Source organism: Bacillus sp. N13C7 (assembly GCF_026790065.1).
GTDB lineage: Bacteria > Bacillota > Bacilli > Bacillales > Bacillaceae > Bacillus.
The window spans coordinates 137,982-158,685 of the sequence record NZ_JALAMO010000005.1 but is presented as its reverse complement, the minus strand read 5'-3'; the positions used below and the strand labels follow the sequence as shown (position 1 = coordinate 158,685).

Annotated in this window: 30 protein-coding genes and 1 pseudogene; 22 read left to right on the top strand and 9 right to left on the bottom strand. The window is 40.9% G+C overall.

Features of this window, described 5'->3' with window-relative positions:
• Nucleotide 1: 1 nt before the first annotated feature.
• The 4 genes from MOB98_RS05590 to MOB98_RS05575 all read left to right on the top strand — a co-directional run bounded on the left by MOB98_RS05590 (nucleotide 2) and on the right by MOB98_RS05575 (nucleotide 3,644).
• A complete protein-coding gene (locus tag MOB98_RS05590; RefSeq protein ID WP_268362260.1) occupies nucleotides 2-622 on the top strand; it encodes a DUF4166 domain-containing protein in 621 nt (206 codons plus the stop codon).
• On the top strand, nucleotides 616-2,256 hold the full coding sequence (locus tag MOB98_RS05585) for a YndJ family protein (RefSeq protein WP_268367287.1): 1,641 nt from the start codon (nucleotides 616-618) through the stop codon (nucleotides 2,254-2,256). The genes MOB98_RS05590 and MOB98_RS05585 overlap by 7 nt, the downstream gene beginning before the upstream one ends.
• A gap of 88 nt (nucleotides 2,257-2,344) precedes the next feature.
• A complete protein-coding gene (locus MOB98_RS05580; RefSeq protein WP_268362271.1) occupies nucleotides 2,345-2,659 on the top strand; it encodes a hypothetical protein in 315 nt (104 codons plus the stop codon).
• A gap of 226 nt (nucleotides 2,660-2,885) precedes the next feature.
• Nucleotides 2,886-3,644: a poly-gamma-glutamate hydrolase family protein gene (locus tag MOB98_RS05575; protein ID WP_268362262.1), complete on the top strand. Its 759-nt coding sequence runs from the start codon at nucleotides 2,886-2,888 to the stop codon at nucleotides 3,642-3,644.
• Nucleotides 3,645-3,670: 26 nt separating this feature from the next.
• Here MOB98_RS05575 and MOB98_RS05570 read toward each other — a convergent pair whose 3' ends face one another.
• Complete coding sequence (locus MOB98_RS05570; RefSeq protein WP_268362263.1) at nucleotides 3,671-4,123, bottom strand: YndM family protein; 453 nt, start codon at nucleotides 4,121-4,123, stop codon at nucleotides 3,671-3,673.
• Between the two features lie 176 nt (nucleotides 4,124-4,299).
• Here MOB98_RS05570 and fosM point away from each other — a divergent pair, with 176 nt between their 5' ends.
• Entirely contained in the window at nucleotides 4,300-4,722 is a 423-nt protein-coding gene (gene fosM / locus MOB98_RS05565) for a FosM family fosfomycin resistance protein (protein ID WP_268362265.1), read from the top strand.
• A 530-nt stretch (nucleotides 4,723-5,252) separates the two neighbouring features.
• On the opposite strand, the gene lexA is transcribed toward fosM, so the two are convergent.
• The gene (gene lexA, locus MOB98_RS05560) at nucleotides 5,253-5,870 is read right to left on the bottom strand and encodes a transcriptional repressor LexA (RefSeq protein ID WP_003238209.1); all 618 of its coding nucleotides are present in this window, start codon (nucleotides 5,868-5,870) and stop codon (nucleotides 5,253-5,255) included.
• A gap of 149 nt (nucleotides 5,871-6,019) precedes the next feature.
• Between lexA and yneA the strand changes: the two genes are divergently transcribed.
• From yneA to MOB98_RS05530, 6 genes are all read left to right on the top strand, one after another.
• On the top strand, nucleotides 6,020-6,337 hold the full coding sequence (gene yneA / locus MOB98_RS05555; RefSeq protein WP_268362930.1) for a cell division suppressor protein YneA: 318 nt from the start codon (nucleotides 6,020-6,022) through the stop codon (nucleotides 6,335-6,337).
• Between the two features lie 18 nt (nucleotides 6,338-6,355).
• Nucleotides 6,356-7,009 (top strand): YneB family resolvase-like protein, encoded by a 654-nt coding sequence (locus tag MOB98_RS05550; protein WP_019258523.1) that lies wholly within the window; start codon nucleotides 6,356-6,358, stop codon nucleotides 7,007-7,009.
• A gap of 63 nt (nucleotides 7,010-7,072) precedes the next feature.
• Nucleotides 7,073-7,306: a DUF896 domain-containing protein gene (locus MOB98_RS05545; protein WP_071579098.1), complete on the top strand. Its 234-nt coding sequence runs from the start codon at nucleotides 7,073-7,075 to the stop codon at nucleotides 7,304-7,306.
• Nucleotides 7,307-7,473: 167 nt separating this feature from the next.
• Nucleotides 7,474-9,477: a transketolase gene (gene tkt / locus MOB98_RS05540; protein WP_268367285.1), complete on the top strand. Its 2,004-nt coding sequence runs from the start codon at nucleotides 7,474-7,476 to the stop codon at nucleotides 9,475-9,477.
• A gap of 152 nt (nucleotides 9,478-9,629) precedes the next feature.
• Complete coding sequence (gene sirA / locus MOB98_RS05535; protein WP_003231591.1) at nucleotides 9,630-10,076, top strand: sporulation inhibitor of replication protein SirA; 447 nt, start codon at nucleotides 9,630-9,632, stop codon at nucleotides 10,074-10,076.
• An 85-nt stretch (nucleotides 10,077-10,161) separates the two neighbouring features.
• The gene (locus tag MOB98_RS05530; RefSeq protein ID WP_003221221.1) at nucleotides 10,162-10,380 is read left to right on the top strand and encodes a YneF family protein; all 219 of its coding nucleotides are present in this window, start codon (nucleotides 10,162-10,164) and stop codon (nucleotides 10,378-10,380) included.
• 73 nt (nucleotides 10,381-10,453) lie between these two features.
• Here the strand turns inward: MOB98_RS05530 and ynzD are convergent, their stop codons facing one another.
• Nucleotides 10,454-10,627 (bottom strand): aspartyl-phosphate phosphatase YnzD, encoded by a 174-nt coding sequence (gene ynzD, locus MOB98_RS05525; protein ID WP_024121579.1) that lies wholly within the window; start codon nucleotides 10,625-10,627, stop codon nucleotides 10,454-10,456.
• A gap of 220 nt (nucleotides 10,628-10,847) precedes the next feature.
• On the opposite strand from ynzD, the gene ccdA reads away from it, so the two are divergent.
• From ccdA to MOB98_RS05510, 3 genes are all read left to right on the top strand, one after another.
• Complete coding sequence (ccdA, locus tag MOB98_RS05520) at nucleotides 10,848-11,555, top strand: cytochrome c-type biogenesis protein CcdA (RefSeq protein WP_268363046.1); 708 nt, start codon at nucleotides 10,848-10,850, stop codon at nucleotides 11,553-11,555.
• Nucleotides 11,556-11,643: 88 nt separating this feature from the next.
• Nucleotides 11,644-12,006 carry a response regulator gene (locus tag MOB98_RS05515; protein ID WP_268363045.1) on the top strand — a complete coding sequence of 121 codons (363 nt, stop codon included), beginning with the start codon at nucleotides 11,644-11,646 and terminating at the stop codon, nucleotides 12,004-12,006.
• Nucleotides 12,007-12,083: 77 nt separating this feature from the next.
• Complete coding sequence (locus MOB98_RS05510) at nucleotides 12,084-12,575, top strand: CcdC family protein (protein WP_268367283.1); 492 nt, start codon at nucleotides 12,084-12,086, stop codon at nucleotides 12,573-12,575.
• A 31-nt stretch (nucleotides 12,576-12,606) separates the two neighbouring features.
• On the opposite strand, the gene MOB98_RS05505 is transcribed toward MOB98_RS05510, so the two are convergent.
• The 4 genes and pseudogenes from MOB98_RS05505 to sspO form a co-directional block, all read right to left on the bottom strand.
• Nucleotides 12,607-13,035, bottom strand: coding sequence for a DUF2621 domain-containing protein (locus tag MOB98_RS05505; RefSeq protein WP_268360739.1), 429 nt, complete (start codon nucleotides 13,033-13,035; stop codon nucleotides 12,607-12,609).
• A 233-nt stretch (nucleotides 13,036-13,268) separates the two neighbouring features.
• Nucleotides 13,269-13,662: pseudogene (gene cotM / locus MOB98_RS05500) on the bottom strand (outer spore coat protein CotM).
• Nucleotides 13,663-13,742: 80 nt separating this feature from the next.
• A complete protein-coding gene (locus MOB98_RS05495) occupies nucleotides 13,743-13,889 on the bottom strand; it encodes a small acid-soluble spore protein P (RefSeq protein WP_003221237.1) in 147 nt (48 codons plus the stop codon).
• Nucleotides 13,890-13,920: 31 nt separating this feature from the next.
• Nucleotides 13,921-14,067: an acid-soluble spore protein SspO gene (sspO, locus tag MOB98_RS05490; RefSeq protein WP_003244839.1), complete on the bottom strand. Its 147-nt coding sequence runs from the start codon at nucleotides 14,065-14,067 to the stop codon at nucleotides 13,921-13,923.
• Between the two features lie 227 nt (nucleotides 14,068-14,294).
• Between sspO and acnA the strand changes: the two genes are divergently transcribed.
• The 7 genes from acnA to MOB98_RS05455 all read left to right on the top strand — a co-directional run bounded on the left by acnA (nucleotide 14,295) and on the right by MOB98_RS05455 (nucleotide 19,124).
• Nucleotides 14,295-17,024 (top strand): aconitate hydratase AcnA, encoded by a 2,730-nt coding sequence (gene acnA / locus MOB98_RS05485; protein WP_268360737.1) that lies wholly within the window; start codon nucleotides 14,295-14,297, stop codon nucleotides 17,022-17,024.
• Between the two features lie 69 nt (nucleotides 17,025-17,093).
• Nucleotides 17,094-17,606 (top strand): redoxin domain-containing protein, encoded by a 513-nt coding sequence (locus MOB98_RS05480; RefSeq protein WP_268360735.1) that lies wholly within the window; start codon nucleotides 17,094-17,096, stop codon nucleotides 17,604-17,606.
• 79 nt (nucleotides 17,607-17,685) lie between these two features.
• Nucleotides 17,686-17,811, top strand: coding sequence for an FbpB family small basic protein (locus tag MOB98_RS05475; RefSeq protein ID WP_003244964.1), 126 nt, complete (start codon nucleotides 17,686-17,688; stop codon nucleotides 17,809-17,811).
• A 64-nt stretch (nucleotides 17,812-17,875) separates the two neighbouring features.
• Nucleotides 17,876-18,022, top strand: a complete 147-nt coding sequence (sspN, locus tag MOB98_RS05470) for an acid-soluble spore protein SspN (protein WP_268360734.1) — start codon at nucleotides 17,876-17,878, stop codon at nucleotides 18,020-18,022.
• Nucleotides 18,023-18,057: 35 nt separating this feature from the next.
• Nucleotides 18,058-18,309 (top strand): small acid-soluble spore protein Tlp, encoded by a 252-nt coding sequence (tlp, locus tag MOB98_RS05465; protein WP_268360732.1) that lies wholly within the window; start codon nucleotides 18,058-18,060, stop codon nucleotides 18,307-18,309.
• Nucleotides 18,310-18,392: 83 nt separating this feature from the next.
• Nucleotides 18,393-18,809: a YbgC/FadM family acyl-CoA thioesterase gene (locus MOB98_RS05460; protein WP_014476945.1), complete on the top strand. Its 417-nt coding sequence runs from the start codon at nucleotides 18,393-18,395 to the stop codon at nucleotides 18,807-18,809.
• Nucleotides 18,810-18,824: 15 nt separating this feature from the next.
• Nucleotides 18,825-19,124, top strand: a complete 300-nt coding sequence (locus MOB98_RS05455; RefSeq protein ID WP_187956246.1) for a hypothetical protein — start codon at nucleotides 18,825-18,827, stop codon at nucleotides 19,122-19,124.
• Between the two features lie 30 nt (nucleotides 19,125-19,154).
• Here the strand turns inward: MOB98_RS05455 and MOB98_RS05450 are convergent, their stop codons facing one another.
• Complete coding sequence (locus MOB98_RS05450) at nucleotides 19,155-19,442, bottom strand: HesB/YadR/YfhF family protein (RefSeq protein ID WP_268360731.1); 288 nt, start codon at nucleotides 19,440-19,442, stop codon at nucleotides 19,155-19,157.
• Between the two features lie 87 nt (nucleotides 19,443-19,529).
• A complete protein-coding gene (gene plsY, locus MOB98_RS05445) occupies nucleotides 19,530-20,111 on the bottom strand; it encodes a glycerol-3-phosphate 1-O-acyltransferase PlsY (RefSeq protein WP_268360730.1) in 582 nt (193 codons plus the stop codon).
• A 168-nt stretch (nucleotides 20,112-20,279) separates the two neighbouring features.
• Here plsY and MOB98_RS05440 point away from each other — a divergent pair, with 168 nt between their 5' ends.
• Nucleotides 20,280-20,687: a CoA-binding protein gene (locus MOB98_RS05440; RefSeq protein ID WP_268360729.1), complete on the top strand. Its 408-nt coding sequence runs from the start codon at nucleotides 20,280-20,282 to the stop codon at nucleotides 20,685-20,687.
• Nucleotides 20,688-20,704 lie beyond the last annotated feature (17 nt).

Below are 20,704 nucleotides of genomic sequence, written 5' to 3'. Positions count from 1 at the left end.
TGTGAGTTCGATTTATGAAAAAACGATCAATAACTATCATATGCTCCACCCCAAGCTGCAAAAACGCTATCAATTAGATGCATCTCATACATTCAGCGGGACAGGAACGATGTCAGAAATAAGCGGGGGCTCTTTTCTGGTTAGAATGCTGTTAAAGCTGGGTGTTTTTTTTAGATGCTTCTTTTCAGAAAGAGGCAGAGATATTCCTTTTATGATACAAAATAGAACTTGTCTTTTGAATCAGGAACAGGTCGGGATAGAATGGAATCGTACATTCTTTTTCAAAGGCAAAAAACGTTTTTTTGACGCGATAATGGTATACGACGAAAAAGAAGACAGAATACTAGATTTCTTTGGCAGACCTCATCTTCTGCTGTCTGTTTTAGCATTCGAGGCATCTCCTGACGGCTCTCTTACGATTACGTCGGGAAAGCAATGGCTGTTGATAGGCGGCAAAAGAATACCACTGCCCAAATGGCTGACCGGTACATCCGTTGTTTGCGAAACGTTTGACGAAAGCAAGAATTGCTTCACCATTCAAGTGCATGTGCAAAATACCATTCTCGGCACTCTTTTCTTTTATAAAGGAACGTTTCAGGAAGAAGAGAGAGAAACATGCTAAAACGAAATGGCATAATCAGTACGCTTTGCTTTATAGGATTTCTTGCAGCGGAAGCACCCCATATATCAGTGGCAGAGGCACTCGTTTTGTTATCTATACTGTTTTTCGTGCCGGGAATTTTTCCTTTTGTCTTTCGTCAATCACCGCTTCGGGCTGCTCAATCCCTGGAACCTTGGTTAATACAGTGCTATCCGGCAGCCGCTTTCTTTGCGATGCTCGCTCTTGTGACAGACAACGGAGGTTTCGCTCTGATCTGGTGGATGTACACCGTTTTTCTGGCATTGTACGGGATTCTTCGTCTTTGGAAAACAAAGATACATAGAATTGAAGAGACATCAGTTTTGTTTGGGCTTATCTATTTGGCGGGTGGAGGATTTTGGTTTGTTGCTTATGCTGCACATTTGCAGATCATGCAATTTGGTTCTCTCATCATCTTGCTGACGGCTGTCCACTTTCACTATTCAGCTTTTCTGATCCCGATCTTTAACGGCTTGCTTGGAAGAATCACCAGAAAAAATCGAATGTTGCACAGTTGGATAACATGGGTGATTTTGCTGTCGCCCCTTCTTATCGCGCTTGGCATTACATATTCAAAAACACTTGATGTCATTGCGGTTGGCATCTATATGGCGGCGCTTTATCTTCACGCTTTTTTGGTGTTCACCACAGCTTTTCGCAGCAAGACGGGGAAAATTCTTATTCGGCTTTCCTCGGCCGTTTTAATGATCACGATCACTTTCTCGATGATTTATTCATTTGGTGTATTTCGTCAAGAAATAACATTGACGATTCATCAGATGATTTGGATTCACGGTTTTGTCAACGCGTTCGCTGTTATATTGCCCGCTCTCATAGGATGGAGAATAGAAGCTCCGAAGGCTTTAGATGCTGACAGCGTAAAGACATTCAGCCGTATCTACGGAAAAAGAAGGATAGGAAAAGACTTTTTAGCTAACATTCAAGCCGAAAGTAATGCTCGATACAGAGGGCTTGTGGATGATATGGGAAGCCTTCGTTCAAAAGATTTTTCACCAGAAAGACTTGCACCGCTCATTGTATCATTTTATGAACAAACCATTGATTATGATGTAAAAGCAAAAGTGATGTGGAGCATGTGGTTTCGGCCGTTTGCAATTGCTTACGAATGGTTCAGCAGGCGAACCGGCCAGCTCCATCTGTCAACGAACCCTGACTGGTATAGAATGTACAGTACAATAAAAGGTGTCAATTCGAAAAAAGACGGAAGAAACAAAGTGCGTGCCTGGATCAGAACAAATGAAAAAAACGAAACCATTTTTACCGCACTATATTCAGTGTATCGTTCAAACGGAGAAGGGTATATGAACATCTGTCTCCCGCTTCCATTCAGCAGCATGACAGGCATTTTAAAGCCTTATCATCATCAGGAGAAGCTGGTTTTGACAAGCAGACGGAGAAAAAGCGGAGCAGGAGATGAGGGGATTTATCTGCAAACCGGAGCGGGAACTTGTCCGCTTCCTTTATCTGAAACCTTTCTGATAGCTGCTCATGACAATAGATTAACCGCTGTTCATCATATGTGGCTGTTTGGATTAAAATTTTTAACCGTTCATTACAGCATCACACATATTGCCCGCCCAAATGTAAGAACCTAATACAAAAAAGGGGGCTTCGTCTGACGCTGTTTGACGATTTGATCAGCCGCATTCCCATTCGGCATCTAGATCGGAAAGGAAGGATATTATCATGTTTTATATCAGTTTATTTCTGATTCTTTGGCTGGCTGCGGGATTTGCAGTGGGAGTGAAACAAGTGTATGTCGATCAGCTGTTTGATAAAGATGTGATCGAGAGGCTGGAAAAAGAGGCGGCTGTTCATGGACGCGCTGACCGGTTTATTAAAAGCCGTGTCCTTTACATCACAGCAGTGACATTAAGCGGTTTTATCGCTGTTTATCGTGAAGTGAAAACAATTCCGCAAAGGCGAAGAATAAAAATAATTGAAAAAAATATCATGAAACTGAATAAAGCAAAGAAAAGAAGAATGAAAAAAAAGTAAAAATGCACAGGCCAAAGGGCAGGTGCGTTTTTTTCTGTTTGATATGGGAATTGGGGGAAAGGTGGTGCCACATACTTTTCATAAATTCAAAAATGAGAAGAACAGCGCCCGGGCTAATGGTATATAATATTGTGAATTTAACAAAAATTTAACAAGGAGGACGAGAGAATTCGTGCTAAAGCCTCAAAGAAACCGACATCCTGTTTTGGACTTAGAGGCGGAGTAGATGAAACCGGCCAAAGTATCCCTGCTCCGCCGTTTGCTCCATTCCTTGAAGCATGTTGATTGTAACATAGCCAAACGTTTTCCATCAACTCTTAAAATTGTAAAATTGTTGTTTGTTATTATGGTGTTCACTCCGATTTCTTCAATATATGCTGAAGATGTATATCAGAATTTTGAGGAATTAAAAAACAATGAAGATCCTTCTGATTACGGCATTGTTACGAAGGAAGCCGGCAGCTCTGTCCTTGTTTTAGCGATTCATGGAGGAGGTATTGAAGGCGGGACAAGTGAAATAGCGAGAGAGCTCAGCAAAGAGTATTCGATGTATTTATTTGAAGGCTTACAATCGTCAGGAAACTCAGTGCTGCATATTACAAGCACGCATTTTGATGAGCCTCGGGCCCTGAAGATGACGGGAAGTCATGACTATGTCATTTCATTACACGGGTATGCAGAAGAAGATCAGCAGATCGAGGTCGGCGGTACAGATCGCGTAAGAGCGGCAGACTTAGTTGAAAAGCTGCAAAATGCTGGTTTTCCTGCCGTATTGCTCAGTACCGACCATCCTCATGCGGGCGTAAGTCCGAATAACATTGCAAACAAATCAAAAACAGGTCTGAGTATCCAGTTAGAAATGAGCACGGGTTTTAGAAAATCTATGTTCGGCATCTTTTCTTTAGAAAGCAGATCTGGTACTCAAAATGAGAGGTTTTATGATTTTACAGAAGTGATGTCCAGCTTTTTAAAAAGCAACTACTGAAAAATAGGAGGCGATCAGCCAGCCTCCTACTCCTCTTGCTGCTCTTTTGGAACGTCAGGAAACAGCTCGCCTGCGGCTTCTGTTTGATATTGCAGAGTGTTATCCTTGGCTGTCAGCTCATTTCGGAAGGTTTCATCCAGTACATTTTTCAGCAAATACCGATGAAAAAAATATTCAAATACAGTAAGACAGGCAGCGGAGAGAAGAGCGGCTGCAAACGGTGAGAAATCATTTCTTGTTTGGGTCAAAACAAAGACCCAAAGAATAACAAATGAAAGTCCAAAGTCAGCCAATGAAGCTGTAATATTGTTTGTTCTCGGAAGGACGATCATGTCACCGGAAAGATAAGAGACAAAGCCTAAGAAAAATGCAATAAACAGCACGCTTAAAAAGGGTGCGTGATAGAATCTGTCCAGAATCACATATAAAAGGGCAAGAGTGAGAGCAATCTTGGAAGCAAGTGCAATGATATGTTTCATTTGACCACCTAAATTGTTATTTTTGAGGAAACTCCTGGCTCGTAAAGCCTAATTAGTTGCAGTTATTATTTTGAACAATCCGATTTTGTTTACACTGGTATTTTTTGCTGCGGTATGAAACTTTCCAAGTAAACAATCGTACATATAGATGATTAGCTTGCAAGGGGGGATGATTTGTGAAGGTCAAAGGACTCAATCATTTGTTATTTTCAGTTTCTCATCTGGATTCTTCAATTGATTTTTATGAAAACGTGTTTGATGCCAAGCTTCTGGTAAAGGGCAGAACGACAGCTTATTTTGATTTAAATGGCATTTGGCTTGCGCTTAATGAAGAACCAGACATTCCGAGAAATGACATTAAGGCGTCTTACACCCATATTGCTTTTACGATTGAAGAGCGGGATTTTGAGGACATATCAGCAAAATTAAATAGGCATCATGTCAATATTCTGCCTGGCAGAGAACGAGATGAACGCGATCGAAAATCGATTTATTTTACAGACCCTGACGGCCATAAATTTGAATTTCATACCGGAACCCTTCAAGACAGACTTTGTTATTACAAACAGGAAAAAACACATATGGAATTTTATGAATGAACAAACTTAACATAAAGTGATTGAAAAAAACTGAACCAGCACTGGTATTAACGATTTTGTGATGCCATTTACCATAAAGTCTGGAACTCAACATAAAAACCGACACACGGGTGCTAATAAGCTGAACATATTGAAACGTTAAGCTCACTATAATAAAGGAGAGTGAGCTGTTTTTTTAGAAAAAACTGAACTAACTATACTATGTACTAAATTTTCACAATAATTCAATTTTTACGCTCCTTAAATAAACTTTAAGCCTAATCATTCCACGCCCTAAAAGAATGAAACATTTTTAAGAAGATGCCGTCTAATTATTTAAACAGATAGCATTCTGATAAAAGTTTCCTAAAGGAAAGAAAATTTCTTGACTTCAACAATTGTTTGATGGATAATTATGGTGTAAACATGATGTTCTTTTTCCTCCTATTCAGGCTCGCTCCTAAAAGTCAGGGCGAGCCTGCTTTTTTTGAACAACAAACCCCCTCTCCGTAAAGGAAGAGGGGGTTATTTCATAATGATAGATCAATAGGTTAATGGACCGTTCTGAACACGCCAATCACCTTGCCTAGAATGCTGACATTCTGTAAGATGATAGGTTCCATCGTTGGGTTTTCAGGCTGTAAGCGAATATGAGTATCTTCTTTATAGAAACGCTTTACCGTAGCTTCGTCATCTTCTGTCATCGCCACTACAATTTCCCCGTTGTTCGCAGTGTTTTGCTGTTTAACGATGACATAATCCTTATCGAGAATACCAGCATCAATCATACTGTCTCCCATAATCTCCAGCATAAATACATGCTCATCCGGGGGAACCATACGGTCAGGAAGCGGAAAATATTCTTCAATATTTTCTACTGCTGTAATAGGAGAACCCGCTGTGACTTTTCCGATGACCGGTACATTAACGACCTGGCTTTGCGGAATGTCTACTTCTTCATCTAGAATTTCTATCGCTCTTGGTTTTGTCGGATCCCGTCTAATCAGCCCTTTTGTTTCCAAACGTGCCAAATGGCCGTGGACAGTTGAACTGGAAGCAAGCCCGACAGCCTCTCCGATTTCTCTTACGGAAGGCGGATATCCTTTTGATTTAACCTCTGCTTTAATAAAACGGAGGATATCAAGTTGCCTTTTTGATAGCTTCGTCATTTTTCGCACCTCAAAACGTCGATTTTAAGAAGATTATAGCATGATTTTCCTTACAGTACAAACATAGGTTCGAAAAAAACAATTGACAGAAACGTTTGTTCGTATATACTGAAACTATAAAAAGCGAACAAACATTCCTGTTGGAGGTTATGATCATGAGTAAAGAATCTATTATTTTTGTCGGTCTGTTCACAGTGATTTTGAGCGCGGTTATCCTTTTGCTGTCATATACAAGCAGCGGCCAGGAGCTTAATCAGTATGTTAAAATAGAAGTCCAGCAAGGCGACACACTTTGGTCAATTGCGGATCAGGTAGCAGATAAAAAAAAGATAAACAAAAGTGATTTTATTCAATGGATAGCTGATAACAATCATCTTCAGACGTCTGATATCCAGCCGGGAGATGAGTTAGTGATTCCATTGAAAAAGAAGCATCAGGATGCCTATGAATTGGCAACTGTAAGATAGAGAGAGGAAAGAAAAAAAATGAAAGCACTCATTTATGCCCGCGTGAGCACAAATAAAGAACAGCAAGAGACCTCGTTAAAGCGGCAGGAGGAAGAGCTTACGGCCATTGCAGCCGAGAACGGCATGGAAGTTGTCAAAGTGATTTCTGAAAAAGCCAGCGGATATGAAATGGATCGGGATGGTGTATTTGAGCTGCTTGATGAGATCAAAAATTCTGGAATAGATGTTATTTTAGTTCAGGATGAGACAAGGCTCGGACGGGGAAATGCAAAAATCGCACTGCTTCATTGCATCTACAGAGAAGGTGTGAAAGTCTATACAACGGCTCACAGAGGTGAACTGGAGTTATCAGAGGCTGATTCGATGGTGCTGGAGATCGTCAGCATTGTGGAAGAGTACCAGCGGAAAATTCACAACATGAAAATTAAACGCGGAATGAAGCGTGCCGTGAAAAACGGTTTTAAACCGCAAAAAAACCTGAAAAACCAACATGAAAACAGCGGGAAAGAAAGAATAGAGGTCCCCATCTCAGAGATCGTCCGCCTAAGAGCCAATAAACTGACGTTCGCAGAAATTGCGGCTACGTTAAGAGGTTTTGGCTATGATGTGTCTAAAGCGACCGTCCACAGACGGTTTCAAGAATACATAGAGAATGAAGAGACTGCCGAGTGAATCAGTTGTAAAACTCATTTTGATCTAGTACTATATAGACAAATTGGAATAAAGGAGTTTAACATGATTTCAAACGCAAAAATTGCCAGAATTAATGAACTTGCTGCCAAAGCCAAAGCTGGCGTTATGACAGAAGAAGAAAAAGCCGAACAGCAAAAGCTCCGACAAGAGTACCTGAAAGGTTTTCGCTCTTCTATGAAAAACACTTTAAAAAGTGTGAAAATCATTGACCCAGAAGGCAATGATGTAACACCAGAAAAGTTAAAAAGAGAACAAAGAAATAACAAACTTCACTAATATAAGAGGAATACGGAAATATCGTATTCCTCTTTTGCATATACTACAACAAAACTTTTATGTGACAAAATTCAACAAGTTTCTCTCAAATTTAAGCTGAAACAGTTGAGAAAAAGTCGTCAGACATTTATGATGTAAGGGTACAACACATAAGGAAGGGGATTTTTATGGATACAATTGAAAAAAAATCAGTTGCTACCATTCGCACACTGTCAATAGACGCAATTGAAAAAGCAAATTCTGGTCACCCAGGGATGCCAATGGGGGCCGCTCCAATGGCATACACGCTGTGGACAAAATTTATGAATGTAAGTCCGGCAAATCCTGGCTGGTTTAACCGTGACCGTTTTGTTTTATCTGCTGGACACGGATCAGCACTTTTATACAGCATGCTTCATTTAAGCGGGTTTGATCTTAGCATCGAAGATCTAAAGGGATTCCGCCAGTGGGGCAGTAAAACACCTGGACATCCAGAATTCGGACATACTGCCGGTGTCGATGCAACTACAGGGCCTCTTGGTCAAGGAATTGCCATGGCGGTCGGAATGGCTATTGCTGAACGCCATTTAGCCGAGACTTATAACCGCGATTCATTTAACGTAGTCGATCATTATACATACAGTATTTGCGGTGATGGTGATTTAATGGAAGGTATTTCTTCTGAAGCCGCTTCACTCGCTGGCCATCTTCAGCTTGGCCGTCTGATCGTATTATACGATTCTAATGACATCTCTCTTGATGGAGATCTTGACCGTTCATTCTCTGAAAACGTGAAGCAGCGTTTTGAAGCAATGAATTGGGAAGTTCTTTATGTCGAGGATGGAAACAACATTGAAGAATTAACAGCGGCTATCGAAAAAGCACGCCAAAATGAAAAGAAACCTACATTAATTGAAGTGAAAACAACAATTGGATTCGGTTCACCTAACCGTGCCGGCACATCCGGTGTTCATGGTGCGCCGCTTGGTAAAGAGGAAAGCAAATTAACAAAAGAAGCTTACGCGTGGACGTATGAAGAAGATTTCTACGTTCCGTCTGAAGTATATGAGCATTTCGCTTCAGCAGTTAAAGAATCAGGCGAGAAAAAGGAACAAGAATGGAATGCCCAATTTGCTAAATATAAAGAAGTTTATCCTGAACTTGCCGAACAGCTTGAGCTGGCAATCAAAGGAGAGCTTCCGAAGGACTGGGATCAAGAGGTTCCTGTTTATGAAAAAGGAAGCAGCCTGGCATCCCGTGCATCTTCCGGTGAGGTTCTCAACGGGCTTGCGAAAAAAATTCCTTTCTTTGTCGGAGGTTCTGCTGACCTAGCTGGATCTAACAAAACGACAATTAAAAATGCCGGTGATTTCACAGCGGTTGATTACTCAGGCAAAAACTTCTGGTTTGGTGTTCGTGAATTTGCGATGGGTGCAGCTTTAAATGGTATGGCGCTTCATGGCGGACTTCGCGTATTCGGCGGGACTTTCTTTGTTTTCTCTGATTACCTGCGTCCGGCGATTCGCCTTGCAGCATTAATGGGTCTTCCTGTCACATATGTCTTCACTCATGACAGTATTGCAGTAGGTGAAGACGGACCGACGCACGAGCCTGTTGAACAGCTGGCTTCACTCCGCGCGATGCCTAATCTTTCCTTGATCCGTCCTGCAGACGGCAATGAGACAGCGGCAGCATGGAAGCTTGCAGTGCAAAGCACTGACCAGCCAACAGCGCTAGTATTGACACGCCAAAACCTTCCTACGATTGACCAAACAGCTGAAGAAGCATTGGCAGGAGTAGAAAAAGGTGCATATGTCGTTTCTAAATCTAAAAACGAAACACCTGACGCTCTTCTTATCGCTTCAGGCTCTGAAGTAGGTCTTGCGATTGAAGCACAAGCTGAATTGGCAAAAGAAAATATCGATGTTTCTGTTGTCAGCATGCCTTCAATGGATCGTTTCGAGAAACAATCTGATGAGTACAAAAACGCCGTTCTTCCTGCAGATGTGAAAAAACGTCTTGCAATTGAAATGGGCTCATCATTTGGATGGGGCAAATACACGGGGCTTGAAGGAGACGTTCTCGGCATAGACCGCTTCGGTGCATCTGCTCCTGGTGAAACGATCATTAACGAATACGGCTTCTCAGTACAGAACGTAGTGAATCGAGTTAAGGCATTAATCAATAAGTAAGTCTTTGAAAGAGGATGAGTCAAATCATCCTCTTTTTCTTGTTTATCCGACAAAAATAGTATTGGCTGTTTAACAGTAATAGACAATTCTTTCTTTTCTTCTTTTGTATAATAGAGAGCAAATGAAATGCTGCTGGTAAAGGGGATGAAAAGATGGAACGTCACTACTATACGTACCTGATAAAAGAGGAATTTGCCAATCACTATTTCGGGCGGGAATCGGTTATGTTTGAGCTGTTTCAAGACTATCATTGGACAAGCCTTGAAAAGCAGCAGTATGAAATGACAGAGAAACAGATTCAATATATTACACAGCCAATCCCAATTTTACATATGCATCAGAGGTTAAAAATGAATTTAAACAAGACGGATTACAGGCAGCTGGATTATATTTATAGAATAGCTTTGCCGAAAGCAAAAGGCCACGCAACGTTTATGATGAAGGAGCACATGATAGAAATTGTGGCTTCGGGAGATTACGAGGCAGAAACGATTTTCTTTGAAGTGTTAAGAAAGGTAAGCCCTTGCTTTCTGGCAATGGATTTCAATTCGAAGCGGTATGGATGGCTAAATCCGGTGAAAGAAAGAAATTTTGTCTAAAACCGAAGAAAAAGAGATGTAAATGTTGTATAATAGCTTTTGGTTTAGTACACTTTAAACTAGACAACATGAAGGAGGAAATAAAATGACTTTATGGGTTGGCATCCTAGTGGGCGTTGTTGCATTGCTCATAGGTGTTGCACTCGGGTTTTTTATTGCTCGTAAATATATGATGAGCTACCTTAAAAAGAATCCGCCTATTAATGAACAAATGTTACGCATGATGATGATGCAAATGGGAATGAAACCTTCTCAAAAGAAAATCAATCAAATGATGAAAGCCATGAATAATCAAACGAAATAATACGTAAAGATTATGATATAGAGAAACATGGTTATAAAATAAAAAACCCTTATACGGGTTTTTTATTTTGCAATTATTCATCACCCGCTACTGCTCGAAGGCGCTGCTTTTGATATTGTATGAGAAGATGGTCAAGCTCCTGACTGAGCTCTATCGTAATATGAGATGTCATTCCGTTCGCCATGACAATTTGCAGCAGCTCTGCTCTTTTTTTTTCAATTTCATTTAATAGATGCTCTCTAATCACAGGGATGTATCCTTTCATACATTAGATCTTCAAAAGTGAATGTTTATATTATATCCATATTTATACTAATTTTCAAATGAGAAGGAGTACAATATCTCAATGTCAAATTAAATTATATAAGTTTTTTCTATAAATAGAAATCCTTCAAGCAAAAGTGTTAAAAAAATGAAATCATTTTGTCATAACTTGAAGGTATGTCAAATGATGAAGGGATGATGACATGGGAGATGTAAATTACTTTTTGACATTCGGAGCGGGGTTTTTATCCTTTATTTCGCCTTGCTGCCTGCCGCTTTACCCAGCTTTCTTGTCATATATTACAGGGGTCAGCATGGATGATGTGAAAACCGAAAAGCTGCTGCTGCAGAAAAGAAGCTTGTTTCATACTTTGTGTTTTTTGCTTGGTTTTTCGATCATTTTTATCGCTTTAGGCTACGGAACATCCTTTATTGGCAGCCTGTTTAGGGATTATCACGATGCAATTCGGCAAATTGGGGCATTGCTCATTATTTTGTTCGGTTTCATTACGCTTGGCGTGTTCCGGCCTGAGGCAATGATGAAAGAGCGGAGAATCCATTTTAAACATAAACCAACCGGATTTTTAGGTTCCGTCTTAATCGGAATGGCATTTGCAGCGGGATGGACGCCATGTACCGGTCCGATTTTAGCCGCTGTTATCACGCTTGCAGGGACAAATCCAGGCTCAGCGGTGCCGTATATGCTGTTATATGTACTCGGCTTTGCTGTTCCGTTTCTTTTATTGTCTTTTTTTATCACAAAGCTGAAGTGGATAAGGAAAAACCAGCTTTTGATGATGAAAGCGGGAGGCGTTTTGATGATTGTGATTGGTATACTGTTATTCTTTGATTGGATGAGTGTGATCATTATTTTGCTGTCTGATCTATTTGGGGGATTTACTGGTTTTTGACGGTAAATTACTTTCGAACTACTACTAAACCTTTTGTTTTTGGTACAATAAGACTATTATCTGTGGAAATCGTTTTTTGGAGGGGAATATGACAAGAGTTTTAGTTGTAGACGACGCCAAGTTCATGAGAGTGAAAATCAGAGAGATCTTGGAAGAGGCAAATTACATAATCGCAGGCGAAGCAGCGGACGGTGAGCAAGCAGCGGACCTGTATAAAAAACTTCGGCCGGACATTGTGACAATGGATATTACAATGCCAGTGAAAAACGGCATTAAAGCGCTTCGTGACATCTTAACCTTTGACCCTAAAGCGAAGGTCATTATGTGCACTGCCATGCGCCAGCAAAGAATTGTAGCTGAAGCAATTGAACTGGGGGCGAAGGACTTTATTGTCAAGCCGTTCGAGGAATCAAAAGTGTTAGAAGCTGTTAGCCGCGTTATGGGGCATTAAAGTCATTTCTTTTGAAATTGGTTTTTTTTATTGTTTTGGAGTATAGTATATAGTATCACACTCCGAGAAACAAAGGAATGATATGTATGATGATTATAATTTCATCGATTATTGCTGTGTTAATGGCTGTAGCTGTGATGGTGGTCAGAATAAAGTCATCTGACAAGCCCGTTTCACCGAAAAAAATCATTCTTCCGCCGATTTTTATGAGTACGGGAGCGTTAATGTTTTTATTTCCGGTATTTTGGGTCACTGGTGCAGAGTTTTTAGAAGCCATCACCTTAGGCGTGATTTTCTCTATTTTTCTAATCAAAACGTCTAAGTTTGAAATTAAGAATAATGAAATTTACTTGAAGCGCTCTAAAGCATTTGTCTTTATATTAGTCGGTCTTTTAGTGATCAGAATCGTGATGAAATCAATTTTGAGCACATCAATTGATTACGGCGCATTGAGCGGAATGTTTTGGATTCTGGCATTCGGTATGATTGTGCCGTGGAGAATCGCCATGTATTTATCATATCGAAAACTTCATAATGAACTGCAGTCAGCTAATATTCAAATGAATTAAAAAACCTTTCCACCTGTCAGGAAAGGTTTTTTTATTTAAGAAGGGTCTGATAAGGTTCGAGATCGATATTTTTGTCTCGCAGATGTCTTTTTAAGAAGGTATGGTCTCTTTTAGGAGTTGCGAGAATATAGCCTCTGATCATCAGTTGCTGATCAATCTTTGATACCTTTTCTTTTAATGCTAGCTCACCTATTTTACCTGCGATTTTGGCTTTTGCGGCATCTCTGAACAGTTCCGGAACAGGCGATACCAATTCATTCAGAAATTGTTTGTTTTCATTGCTCCACAGATGCCTGCTTTTTTCGATATAGTAATCCTGCCAATCAAGCTCTGACCTGCCGTCTTCTTTTGGTAAACGCTTTAGAAACTTTCGAAACATAAAAAAGCCGCCGATTGATAATAAGACAACCATCGTGATCACCCAAAACAGAATAAACCACAAAAACCAGCCTTCAAGCATTAATCATTCCCCCTTATTCTAACCATATTGTATACGAAGAGAGAATAGAAGAACACAGTAAAAAAAGAATAGAAAAAAGTGATAGACGTCTAGTCAAAAGAGATAGTAGATCATATTTTATTGTATAGTGAATCTGCTATTTGGCCATGGGAGAGTCACTAGAGGGTATTTGACGATAAACGGACGGAAAAAAAGTCACTTTCATAATAGGGGATGAAAGTGACTTTTTATGTTTAGCTGAGAGGAAATTGAAGAGAAAAAGAAGAACCATCTTCTGTTTCTTTATTGACGGCAACTGTGAGTATTTGGTTTTCGCATTCAGTTTGAATGGTTTTGTCATTTAAATAAAAAGGAAGCATCATTTGTTTTTCAAACGTCTGTCCTGATGATTTGACTGTCAAAATGAACTCGCATCCGGACAGGGTAACCGTTACTTGTGTCGGCTTTAAAAACGTCAGATCCGCTTCAATAATATACTGCTGACTTGTTTCATATAAATCAATAGGCAATGTTTCGTCGTACCAGGCAAAGGGGTCTTCAAAAAATTGCCGAAGCCACTCATCCATACCATCGAAATCATTAGCATCATTACGTTTTGAATGGGTCATGGAAGCATTCCCTCCACATATCAACCTTGCTTTCCATCATATGCGGAGGTTGAGAAATGGGTGAACGCATAAAAAAACAGACACTTAGGTCTGCTTTTCTTACATATCATGGCTTGAGTTGTGCTTCTGTCTTGTGTGGTTTCGGTTCTTCACTTTTTTGCTTCCGCTCAGAGGCTCCGGCTGGCCCGGATTGTGTCCTTTAGGGGCGTTTTTATGCATATCTTTACTTGTATTTTTATTGGTCATAAAATGAGAACCTCCTTAAAAGAGTCCGAAGTTATTGATTGGTTTTTCTTTTTTTATTATTTTGGCGTTCAGCCTCAGTCAGTACAAGCTGGTCGTTTTCGATGTAGCCGGCGCCTTTGCCTTGGCTTTTCGCGTCATTCATTCCGTTAATGACGTGATTTGCTTTTCTTTTGACCATCATTATCACCTCAATCATAATATGGCTCCTTTTGTGATGATATATGAGAGAGCATAAACAGCAATAATTACCGGTACATTAGTCTCATAAGCCGAACTTATTGTATTTAATAAAAACATTGATATTTACTTATGTATGATTTTGTTTTAATATGAAATTGTGAGAAAATTGTGATGGAATGTAACATTCATCTGAGAATGATCTGATCTGAAGGGGGATTTTGGAGAATGGCAAACGAGCAAAAAACAGCAGCAAAAGACGTTTTCCAAGCGAGAAAAACGTTTACTACTAATGGGAAAACATATCATTACTACTCTTTAAAGGCGTTAGAGGATTCAGGTATCGGGAAAGTTTCGAAACTTCCTTATTCCATCAAAGTTCTTTTAGAATCAGTATTGCGTCAAGTTGACGGATTCGTCATTAAAAAAGAGCACGTGGAAAATTTGGCAAAATGGGGAACTGCCGAATTGAAGGAAATCGACGTTCCGTTCAAACCGTCTCGTGTAATTTTACAAGACTTCACTGGGGTTCCGGCAGTAGTAGACCTTGCTTCACTGCGTAAAGCAATGGCAGCTGTAGGCGGAGATCCAGATAAAATTAATCCTGAAATTCCTGTTGATCTCGTTATTGACCACTCTGTACAGGTTGATAAAGCGGGCACAGAAGATGCGCTAGCTGTTAATATGGATTTAGAATTCGAAAGAAATGCAGAGCGCTACAAATTTTTAAGCTGGGCAAAGAAAGCGTTTAACAACTATCAGGCAGTGCCGCCTGCAACAGGGATCGTGCACCAGGTAAACCTCGAGTTCCTGGCAAGTGTCGTTCATGCCATTGAAGAAGACGGCGAGCTTGTAACGTATCCTGATACGCTTGTCGGAACAGACTCCCACACAACAATGATTAACGGAATCGGCGTTCTTGGCTGGGGTGTCGGCGGAATTGAAGCTGAAGCGGGAATGCTTGGACAGCCTTCTTACTTCCCTGTTCCTGAGGTAATCGGCGCGAAACTTGTCGGCAAGCTTCCAAACGGAACAACAGCAACTGACTTAGCGTTAAAAGTGACACAGGTGCTGCGCGAAAAAGGCGTTGTCGGAAAGTTTGTTGAATTCTTCGGGCCGGGAGTTGCTGAACTGCCGCTTGCAGATCGCGCAACTATTGCGAACATGGCTCCGGAATATGGTGCTACATGCGGATTCTTCCCAGTAGACGAAGAAGCGCTTAACTACTTGCGACTGACAGGCCGTGATCCAGAACATATTGATGTTGTCGAAGCATACTGCAGAAGCAATGGCTTGTTCTATACTCCTGATGCTGAAGACCCTCAATTTACTGATGTGGTTGAAATTGACCTGTCTCAAATTGAAGCAAACTTATCAGGTCCAAAACGTCCTCAGGATTTAATCCCGCTTTCTGCTATGCAGGAAACGTTTAAAAAGCACTTAGTCAGCCCTGCGGGTAACCAAGGGTTCGGTTTAAATGCTGAAGAAGAGGATAAAGAAATTAAGTTTAAACTTCTCAACGGCGAAGAAACAGTTATGAAAACGGGTGCAATCGCGATTGCTGCGATTACAAGCTGTACGAATACATCAAACCCGTACGTTTTGATCGGCGCCGGACTTGTGGCGAAAAAAGCGGTTGAATTAGGGCTTAAGGTGCCTAATTATGTGAAAACGTCACTTGCACCGGGTTCAAAAGTCGTTACAGGGTATCTTGTGAATTCAGGCCTTCTTCCATACATGAAAGAGCTTGGTTTTAACCTCGTTGGATACGGATGTACAACATGTATCGGAAACTCAGGACCGCTTTCACCAGAAATCGAAGAAGCGGTTGCGAAAAACGATCTTCTGATTACATCTGTTCTTTCCGGAAACCGTAACTTTGAAGGGCGTATTCACCCGCTTGTTAAAGGCAACTATCTTGCTTCCCCGCCGCTTGTTGTGGCGTATGCACTGGCTGGAACGGTGAACATTAACCTAAAAACCGATCCGATCGGCGTGGGCAAAGATGGTCAAAACGTTTACTTTAATGATATTTGGCCGTCAATGGACGAAATTAATTCACTTGTTAAGCAAACTGTAACACCTGAGCTCTTCCGCAAAGAATATGAAACGGTATTTGATGATAACAAGCGCTGGAACGAGATTGAAACAACAGATGAAGCTTTATATAAATGGGATAGCGAGTCTACTTACATTCAGAACCCGCCATTCTTCGAAGAAATGTCTGTGGAACCAGGCAAGGTTGAGCCATTAAAAGGTCTTCGTGTTGTCGGCAAATTTGGCGATTCAGTCACAACCGACCATATTTCTCCAGCAGGGGCAATCGGAAAAGATACGCCTGCCGGTAAGTACTTGCAGGAGAAAGGTGTTTCACCTCGCGACTTTAACTCCTATGGTTCCCGCCGCGGAAACCATGAAGTGATGATGAGAGGGACATTTGCAAACATCCGCATCAAAAACCAAATCGCGCCGGGAACAGAAGGCGGATATACAACGTACTGGCCAACTGGTGAAGTAACATCGATCTACGATGCGTGCATGAGATATAAAGAAGATAAAACCGGTCTTGTCGTGTTAGCCGGAAAAGACTATGGTATGGGATCTTCACGTGACTGGGCTGCAAAAGGAACAAACCTTCTCGGCATCAGAACGGTAATTGCTGAGAGCTTTGAAAGAATTCACAGAAGCAACCTTGTATTCATGGGTGTGCTGCCGCTTCAATTTAAACAAGGTGAAAATGCGGAAACACTCGGCTTAACTGGTAAAGAAGTCATCGAGGTTGATGTTGATGAAACCGTTCGCCCTCGTGACCTTGTCACAGTAAGAGCAATCAATGAAGACGGTAATGTAACAACATTTGAAGCAGTCGTCCGCTTCGATAGCGAAGTTGAGATTGATTACTACCGCCATGGCGGCATCCTGCAAATGGTGCTTCGTGAAAAAATGAAGCAATCCTGATGAATCAATAGAAGAGAAGGCATTCAGCTTTCTCTTCTTTTTATGACTAATGTGCTGCGGAGGTGGCATATGCTGAAAAAATGGCTCGCAGGGATCCTGCTTATCATACTTGCCGGTTATATGGGATGGAATTTGTATCAAACATACAGCAAAAAAGAAGTCGGGATTGAAGAGGGACAGCAAGCACCTCATTTTACTTTGAAAACGCTGTCAGGGGAGAAAACCTCCTTACAGGACACAAAAGGAAAAAAAGTGCTGCTCAATTTTTGGGCAACTTGGTGTAAGCCGTGCCGTCAGGAAATGCCGGCGATGGAACAGCTCCAAAAAGAGCACGCAGATAAACTTGCTGTTGTGGCGGTGAATTTCACCTCAGCTGAGAAAAGCGAGCAACAGGTTCAATCGTTTGCTGATACGTATGATTTAACGTTTCCTATCCTGATTGATAAAAAAGGAATCAATGCTGACTATAACGTGATGTCATACCCAACGACGTATATCTTAGATGAAAAAGGCGTTATTCAAGACATACACATCGGCACGATGACAAAAAAAGAAATGGAACAAAGACTGGATCTTGATTAGATTCAGTTTTTTTATGTTCTGATACGCTTACAAGTTTTCAGAATTGGAAAAAATAAAAGAATATGCGGAGGTGAGAAGAGTGAAGAAGATGAGAAAGCGTTCTTTTCATGAGCTTGTCATGGAAAATAAAAAAGAGTTGATGACCAATACAGAGTATTTGAATCAGCTTGAAGAAAAGCTTGAACAGCGATTTAAGCAAAAATAACCTTTAATTTGTATTCATGTTTACCCCTCCTTTTGAGAATCCTATCTGTTGAGGAGGGATAAACATGGGAAACAACAAGAAAAACGGTCAGCCTCAATATGCTCCAAGCCACTTGGGTACAAAGCCTGTAAAATATAAAGCCAATAAAGGGGAAAAAATGCAGGATACTTCCGGCCAGCAGCCGATCATCATGCAAACAAAAGGCGAATAACGCGAATCGAATTTATTTCTAGGGGGTACATTCGAATGACGAATAACCAAAATCAATACCAGCAGCCTAATCCTGATGACCGTTCTGATAACGTAGAAAAATTGCAGGATATGGTACAAAATACAATTGAAAACATGGAAGAAGCAGAAGAATCAATGGAGTTTGCTTCAGGAGAAGATAAGCAGCGCATCAAAGAAAAAAATGCCAGACGCGAACAAAGCATCGAAGCGTTTCGCAATGAAATTCAAGACGAATCTGCAGCGAGAGAAAACGGATACCGCTCTTAAAAACCAGGGAAACCTGGTTTTTTTCTTTCTGATTTGATTATGGTAAAATGGGGCTAAATTGACGTTAAGGGAGCAGAGTAATCTTGCATGTATCAAAAAAAGAAATAGAAGTGCGTTACGCAGAAACAGATCAAATGGGGATCGTCTATCACGCAAATTATCTGGTGTGGATGGAGGTCGGCAGAACGGCCCTGATTAAGGATTTAGGCTTTTTATACAGCGATATGGAAAAGAGAGGTGTCCTGTCTCCAGTCGTTGATATCAATATTTCCTATAAAAAGCCGCTTCATTATGGAGAAACTGCGGTTGTGCACACGTGGATAGAGCAATACAACGGCTTTAAAACCGTCTATGGATATCACATTTACAATCCGGCCGGTGAGCTTTCTATTGAAGCTACCTCATCTCATATTTGTGTGGATAAAGAAAGCTTTAAGCCTATTCAGTTTCGCAAAGCTTTCCCTGATTGGCACGCAGCATATGAAAAGGCCAAAAAATAGGGAAGTGAACGAAATATGGCGTTTGGTGTGAAACGTGAGGAACTGAATCGGTGGAAACAAGCGGTAAAAAGAGGAGAAATCGCATTTTTAACACATTACTGGCTGGATGACCGGTTCCCAGAAGCGAAGACCGTGACAAAAGCCGGCTGTGCAGATATTGATAAGCTGATTCAATGGGGAGAGGCGTACGGTTTAAAAAAAGAATGGATACATAGGAAAAGTGGATTTCCTCACTTTGATCTGCTGGGTGAGACCCAAAAGTATATTTTGGAACAAGAAAACCTGACCGATCATCTTATTCGATTTCATTTGTAAAAAAAGAACGCACGTAATGTGCGTTCTTTTTTATTGGTATTCAAAAACAGGTTCATCAGCGTCCGCTGAATAGCTGACTAGAAGGTCGTGGTTATCGAAATACCATAGATCACTTTCTTCGATAAAGAAAGTAATGCCGCCGGCTTCTGCAGTGACTCCAGCCTCTTGTGGGGCATCTTTCGCCACACCGAGAGAAAAACCCTTTTGAACGTTGCTGCAGCCGCCGTAGCGGACGAAAAAGCGAACCTGGTCTCCGCTTTCTAAATCGAGCTCTTCTTTATACCAGTTCAGTGCGTCTTCGTTAATTGTCATATTCATAACAGAACACCCCTTTGTTCTTCAGTTGAATTTTCTCTATTATAAACGTATTAGGCTATTCTGTGTCAAAAGAGAAGTTTTTTACGTTTATAACCATTTTACTTTTGGTTCTGTTTTATTGATAATACGTTTAATGTTCGCCCGGTGTCTGTATATGACAAAGATAGTGAGCAGGGTAACGACAATCAATAAATACTTATCATGGACAAAGAGACTATATATAACAGTATAGATCCCTGTTAACATCGATGACAGAGAAACAAATTTAGTCAAGTATAAAAAGATGAAAAATACCGCGACCATCGTGATAAATAACAGAGGTGCGTAAAATAGCAAAACGCCTCCGGATGTTGCCACGGCTTTGCCGCCTTTAAATTTGGCGAAGATGGGAAACACGTGTCCTAAAACCGCAAAGACTCCTGCAAGAAGCGGATGAATATCAACATGCATGAGAAAAGGCAATGCAGTCGCCAGCGTCCCTTTCAAAATATCCCCGGCTATAACGACCGAACCAGCTTTTACGCCCAATGTACGGAATGCATTGGTAGCGCCTAAGTTGCCGCTTCCATGCTCCCGAATATCAATTCCCTTGGCAAGCTTGCCCACAATTAAGCCAGTTGGAATGCTGCCTATCAGGTAGGCCAAAATAATCAATAAAGCAATTAACATCTACATTTCTCCTTTTTCAAAATCCCTTCTTTCTATTTTAACATGAGATGTCATGATCTGATGACAAGTTTTTTGTAAAGTTTGCTTACAAATCCAATCAAACATGCATCATACTTTGATTTCTTTCATTTTTTTCGTGTAAGATAAATAAAAAAGGAGTGGTACATGATGCAAAACCCATCCAAAGCAGAAATTAAAGAGATTCTTGATAGAAGCAAACGAATCGCGGTAGTGGGGCTTTCAGACCGCCCGGATAGAACGTCCCATATGGTTTCAAAAGCGATGCAGGATGCGGGCTATGAAATCATTCCCGTTAATCCTACAATTGATGAGGCGCTTGGTGTCAAAGCCGTTTCATCTTTAAAGGAGATTGACGGCCCGATTGACATCGTCAATGTATTCCGGCGCTCAGAACAGCTTCCAGACGTGGCGAAAGAGTTTTTGGAAACTGATGCTCCAGTATTTTGGGCACAGCAAGGATTGGTAAACGAAGAAGCTTACCAGATGCTAAAGGAAAAAGGCAGAACGGTTATCATGGATCTGTGCATAAAAGTGGCGCACGCTGTAACAAAATAGGTGCAGAACTGCAAAAA

Bases quoted from the DNA above. Each gene is read 5' to 3' on its own strand.
- MOB98_RS05585 (WP_268367287.1), top strand. From the start codon at position 616: ATGCTAAAACGAAATGGCATAATCAGTACGCTTTGCTTTATAGGATTT.
- MOB98_RS05575 (WP_268362262.1), top strand. From the start codon at position 2,886: ATGAAACCGGCCAAAGTATCCCTGCTCCGCCGTTTGCTCCATTCCTTG.
- MOB98_RS05570 (WP_268362263.1), bottom strand. From the start codon at position 4,123: ATGAAACATATCATTGCACTTGCTTCCAAGATTGCTCTCACTCTTGCC.
- lexA (WP_003238209.1), bottom strand. From the start codon at position 5,870: ATGACGAAGCTATCAAAAAGGCAACTTGATATCCTCCGTTTTATTAAA.
- yneA (WP_268362930.1), top strand. From the start codon at position 6,020: ATGATCATGAGTAAAGAATCTATTATTTTTGTCGGTCTGTTCACAGTG.
- MOB98_RS05550 (WP_019258523.1), top strand. From the start codon at position 6,356: ATGAAAGCACTCATTTATGCCCGCGTGAGCACAAATAAAGAACAGCAA.
- MOB98_RS05545 (WP_071579098.1), top strand. From the start codon at position 7,073: ATGATTTCAAACGCAAAAATTGCCAGAATTAATGAACTTGCTGCCAAA.
- tkt (WP_268367285.1), top strand. From the start codon at position 7,474: ATGGATACAATTGAAAAAAAATCAGTTGCTACCATTCGCACACTGTCA.
- sirA (WP_003231591.1), top strand. From the start codon at position 9,630: ATGGAACGTCACTACTATACGTACCTGATAAAAGAGGAATTTGCCAAT.
- MOB98_RS05530 (WP_003221221.1), top strand. From the start codon at position 10,162: ATGACTTTATGGGTTGGCATCCTAGTGGGCGTTGTTGCATTGCTCATA.
- ccdA (WP_268363046.1), top strand. From the start codon at position 10,848: ATGGGAGATGTAAATTACTTTTTGACATTCGGAGCGGGGTTTTTATCC.
- MOB98_RS05515 (WP_268363045.1), top strand. From the start codon at position 11,644: ATGACAAGAGTTTTAGTTGTAGACGACGCCAAGTTCATGAGAGTGAAA.
- MOB98_RS05510 (WP_268367283.1), top strand. From the start codon at position 12,084: ATGATATGTATGATGATTATAATTTCATCGATTATTGCTGTGTTAATG.
- MOB98_RS05505 (WP_268360739.1), bottom strand. From the start codon at position 13,035: ATGCTTGAAGGCTGGTTTTTGTGGTTTATTCTGTTTTGGGTGATCACG.
- MOB98_RS05495 (WP_003221237.1), bottom strand. From the start codon at position 13,889: ATGACCAATAAAAATACAAGTAAAGATATGCATAAAAACGCCCCTAAA.
- sspO (WP_003244839.1), bottom strand. From the start codon at position 14,067: ATGGTCAAAAGAAAAGCAAATCACGTCATTAACGGAATGAATGACGCG.
- acnA (WP_268360737.1), top strand. From the start codon at position 14,295: ATGGCAAACGAGCAAAAAACAGCAGCAAAAGACGTTTTCCAAGCGAGA.
- MOB98_RS05480 (WP_268360735.1), top strand. From the start codon at position 17,094: ATGCTGAAAAAATGGCTCGCAGGGATCCTGCTTATCATACTTGCCGGT.
- sspN (WP_268360734.1), top strand. From the start codon at position 17,876: ATGGGAAACAACAAGAAAAACGGTCAGCCTCAATATGCTCCAAGCCAC.
- tlp (WP_268360732.1), top strand. From the start codon at position 18,058: ATGACGAATAACCAAAATCAATACCAGCAGCCTAATCCTGATGACCGT.
- MOB98_RS05455 (WP_187956246.1), top strand. From the start codon at position 18,825: ATGGCGTTTGGTGTGAAACGTGAGGAACTGAATCGGTGGAAACAAGCG.
- MOB98_RS05450 (WP_268360731.1), bottom strand. From the start codon at position 19,442: ATGAATATGACAATTAACGAAGACGCACTGAACTGGTATAAAGAAGAG.
- plsY (WP_268360730.1), bottom strand. From the start codon at position 20,111: ATGTTAATTGCTTTATTGATTATTTTGGCCTACCTGATAGGCAGCATT.
- MOB98_RS05440 (WP_268360729.1), top strand. From the start codon at position 20,280: ATGCAAAACCCATCCAAAGCAGAAATTAAAGAGATTCTTGATAGAAGC.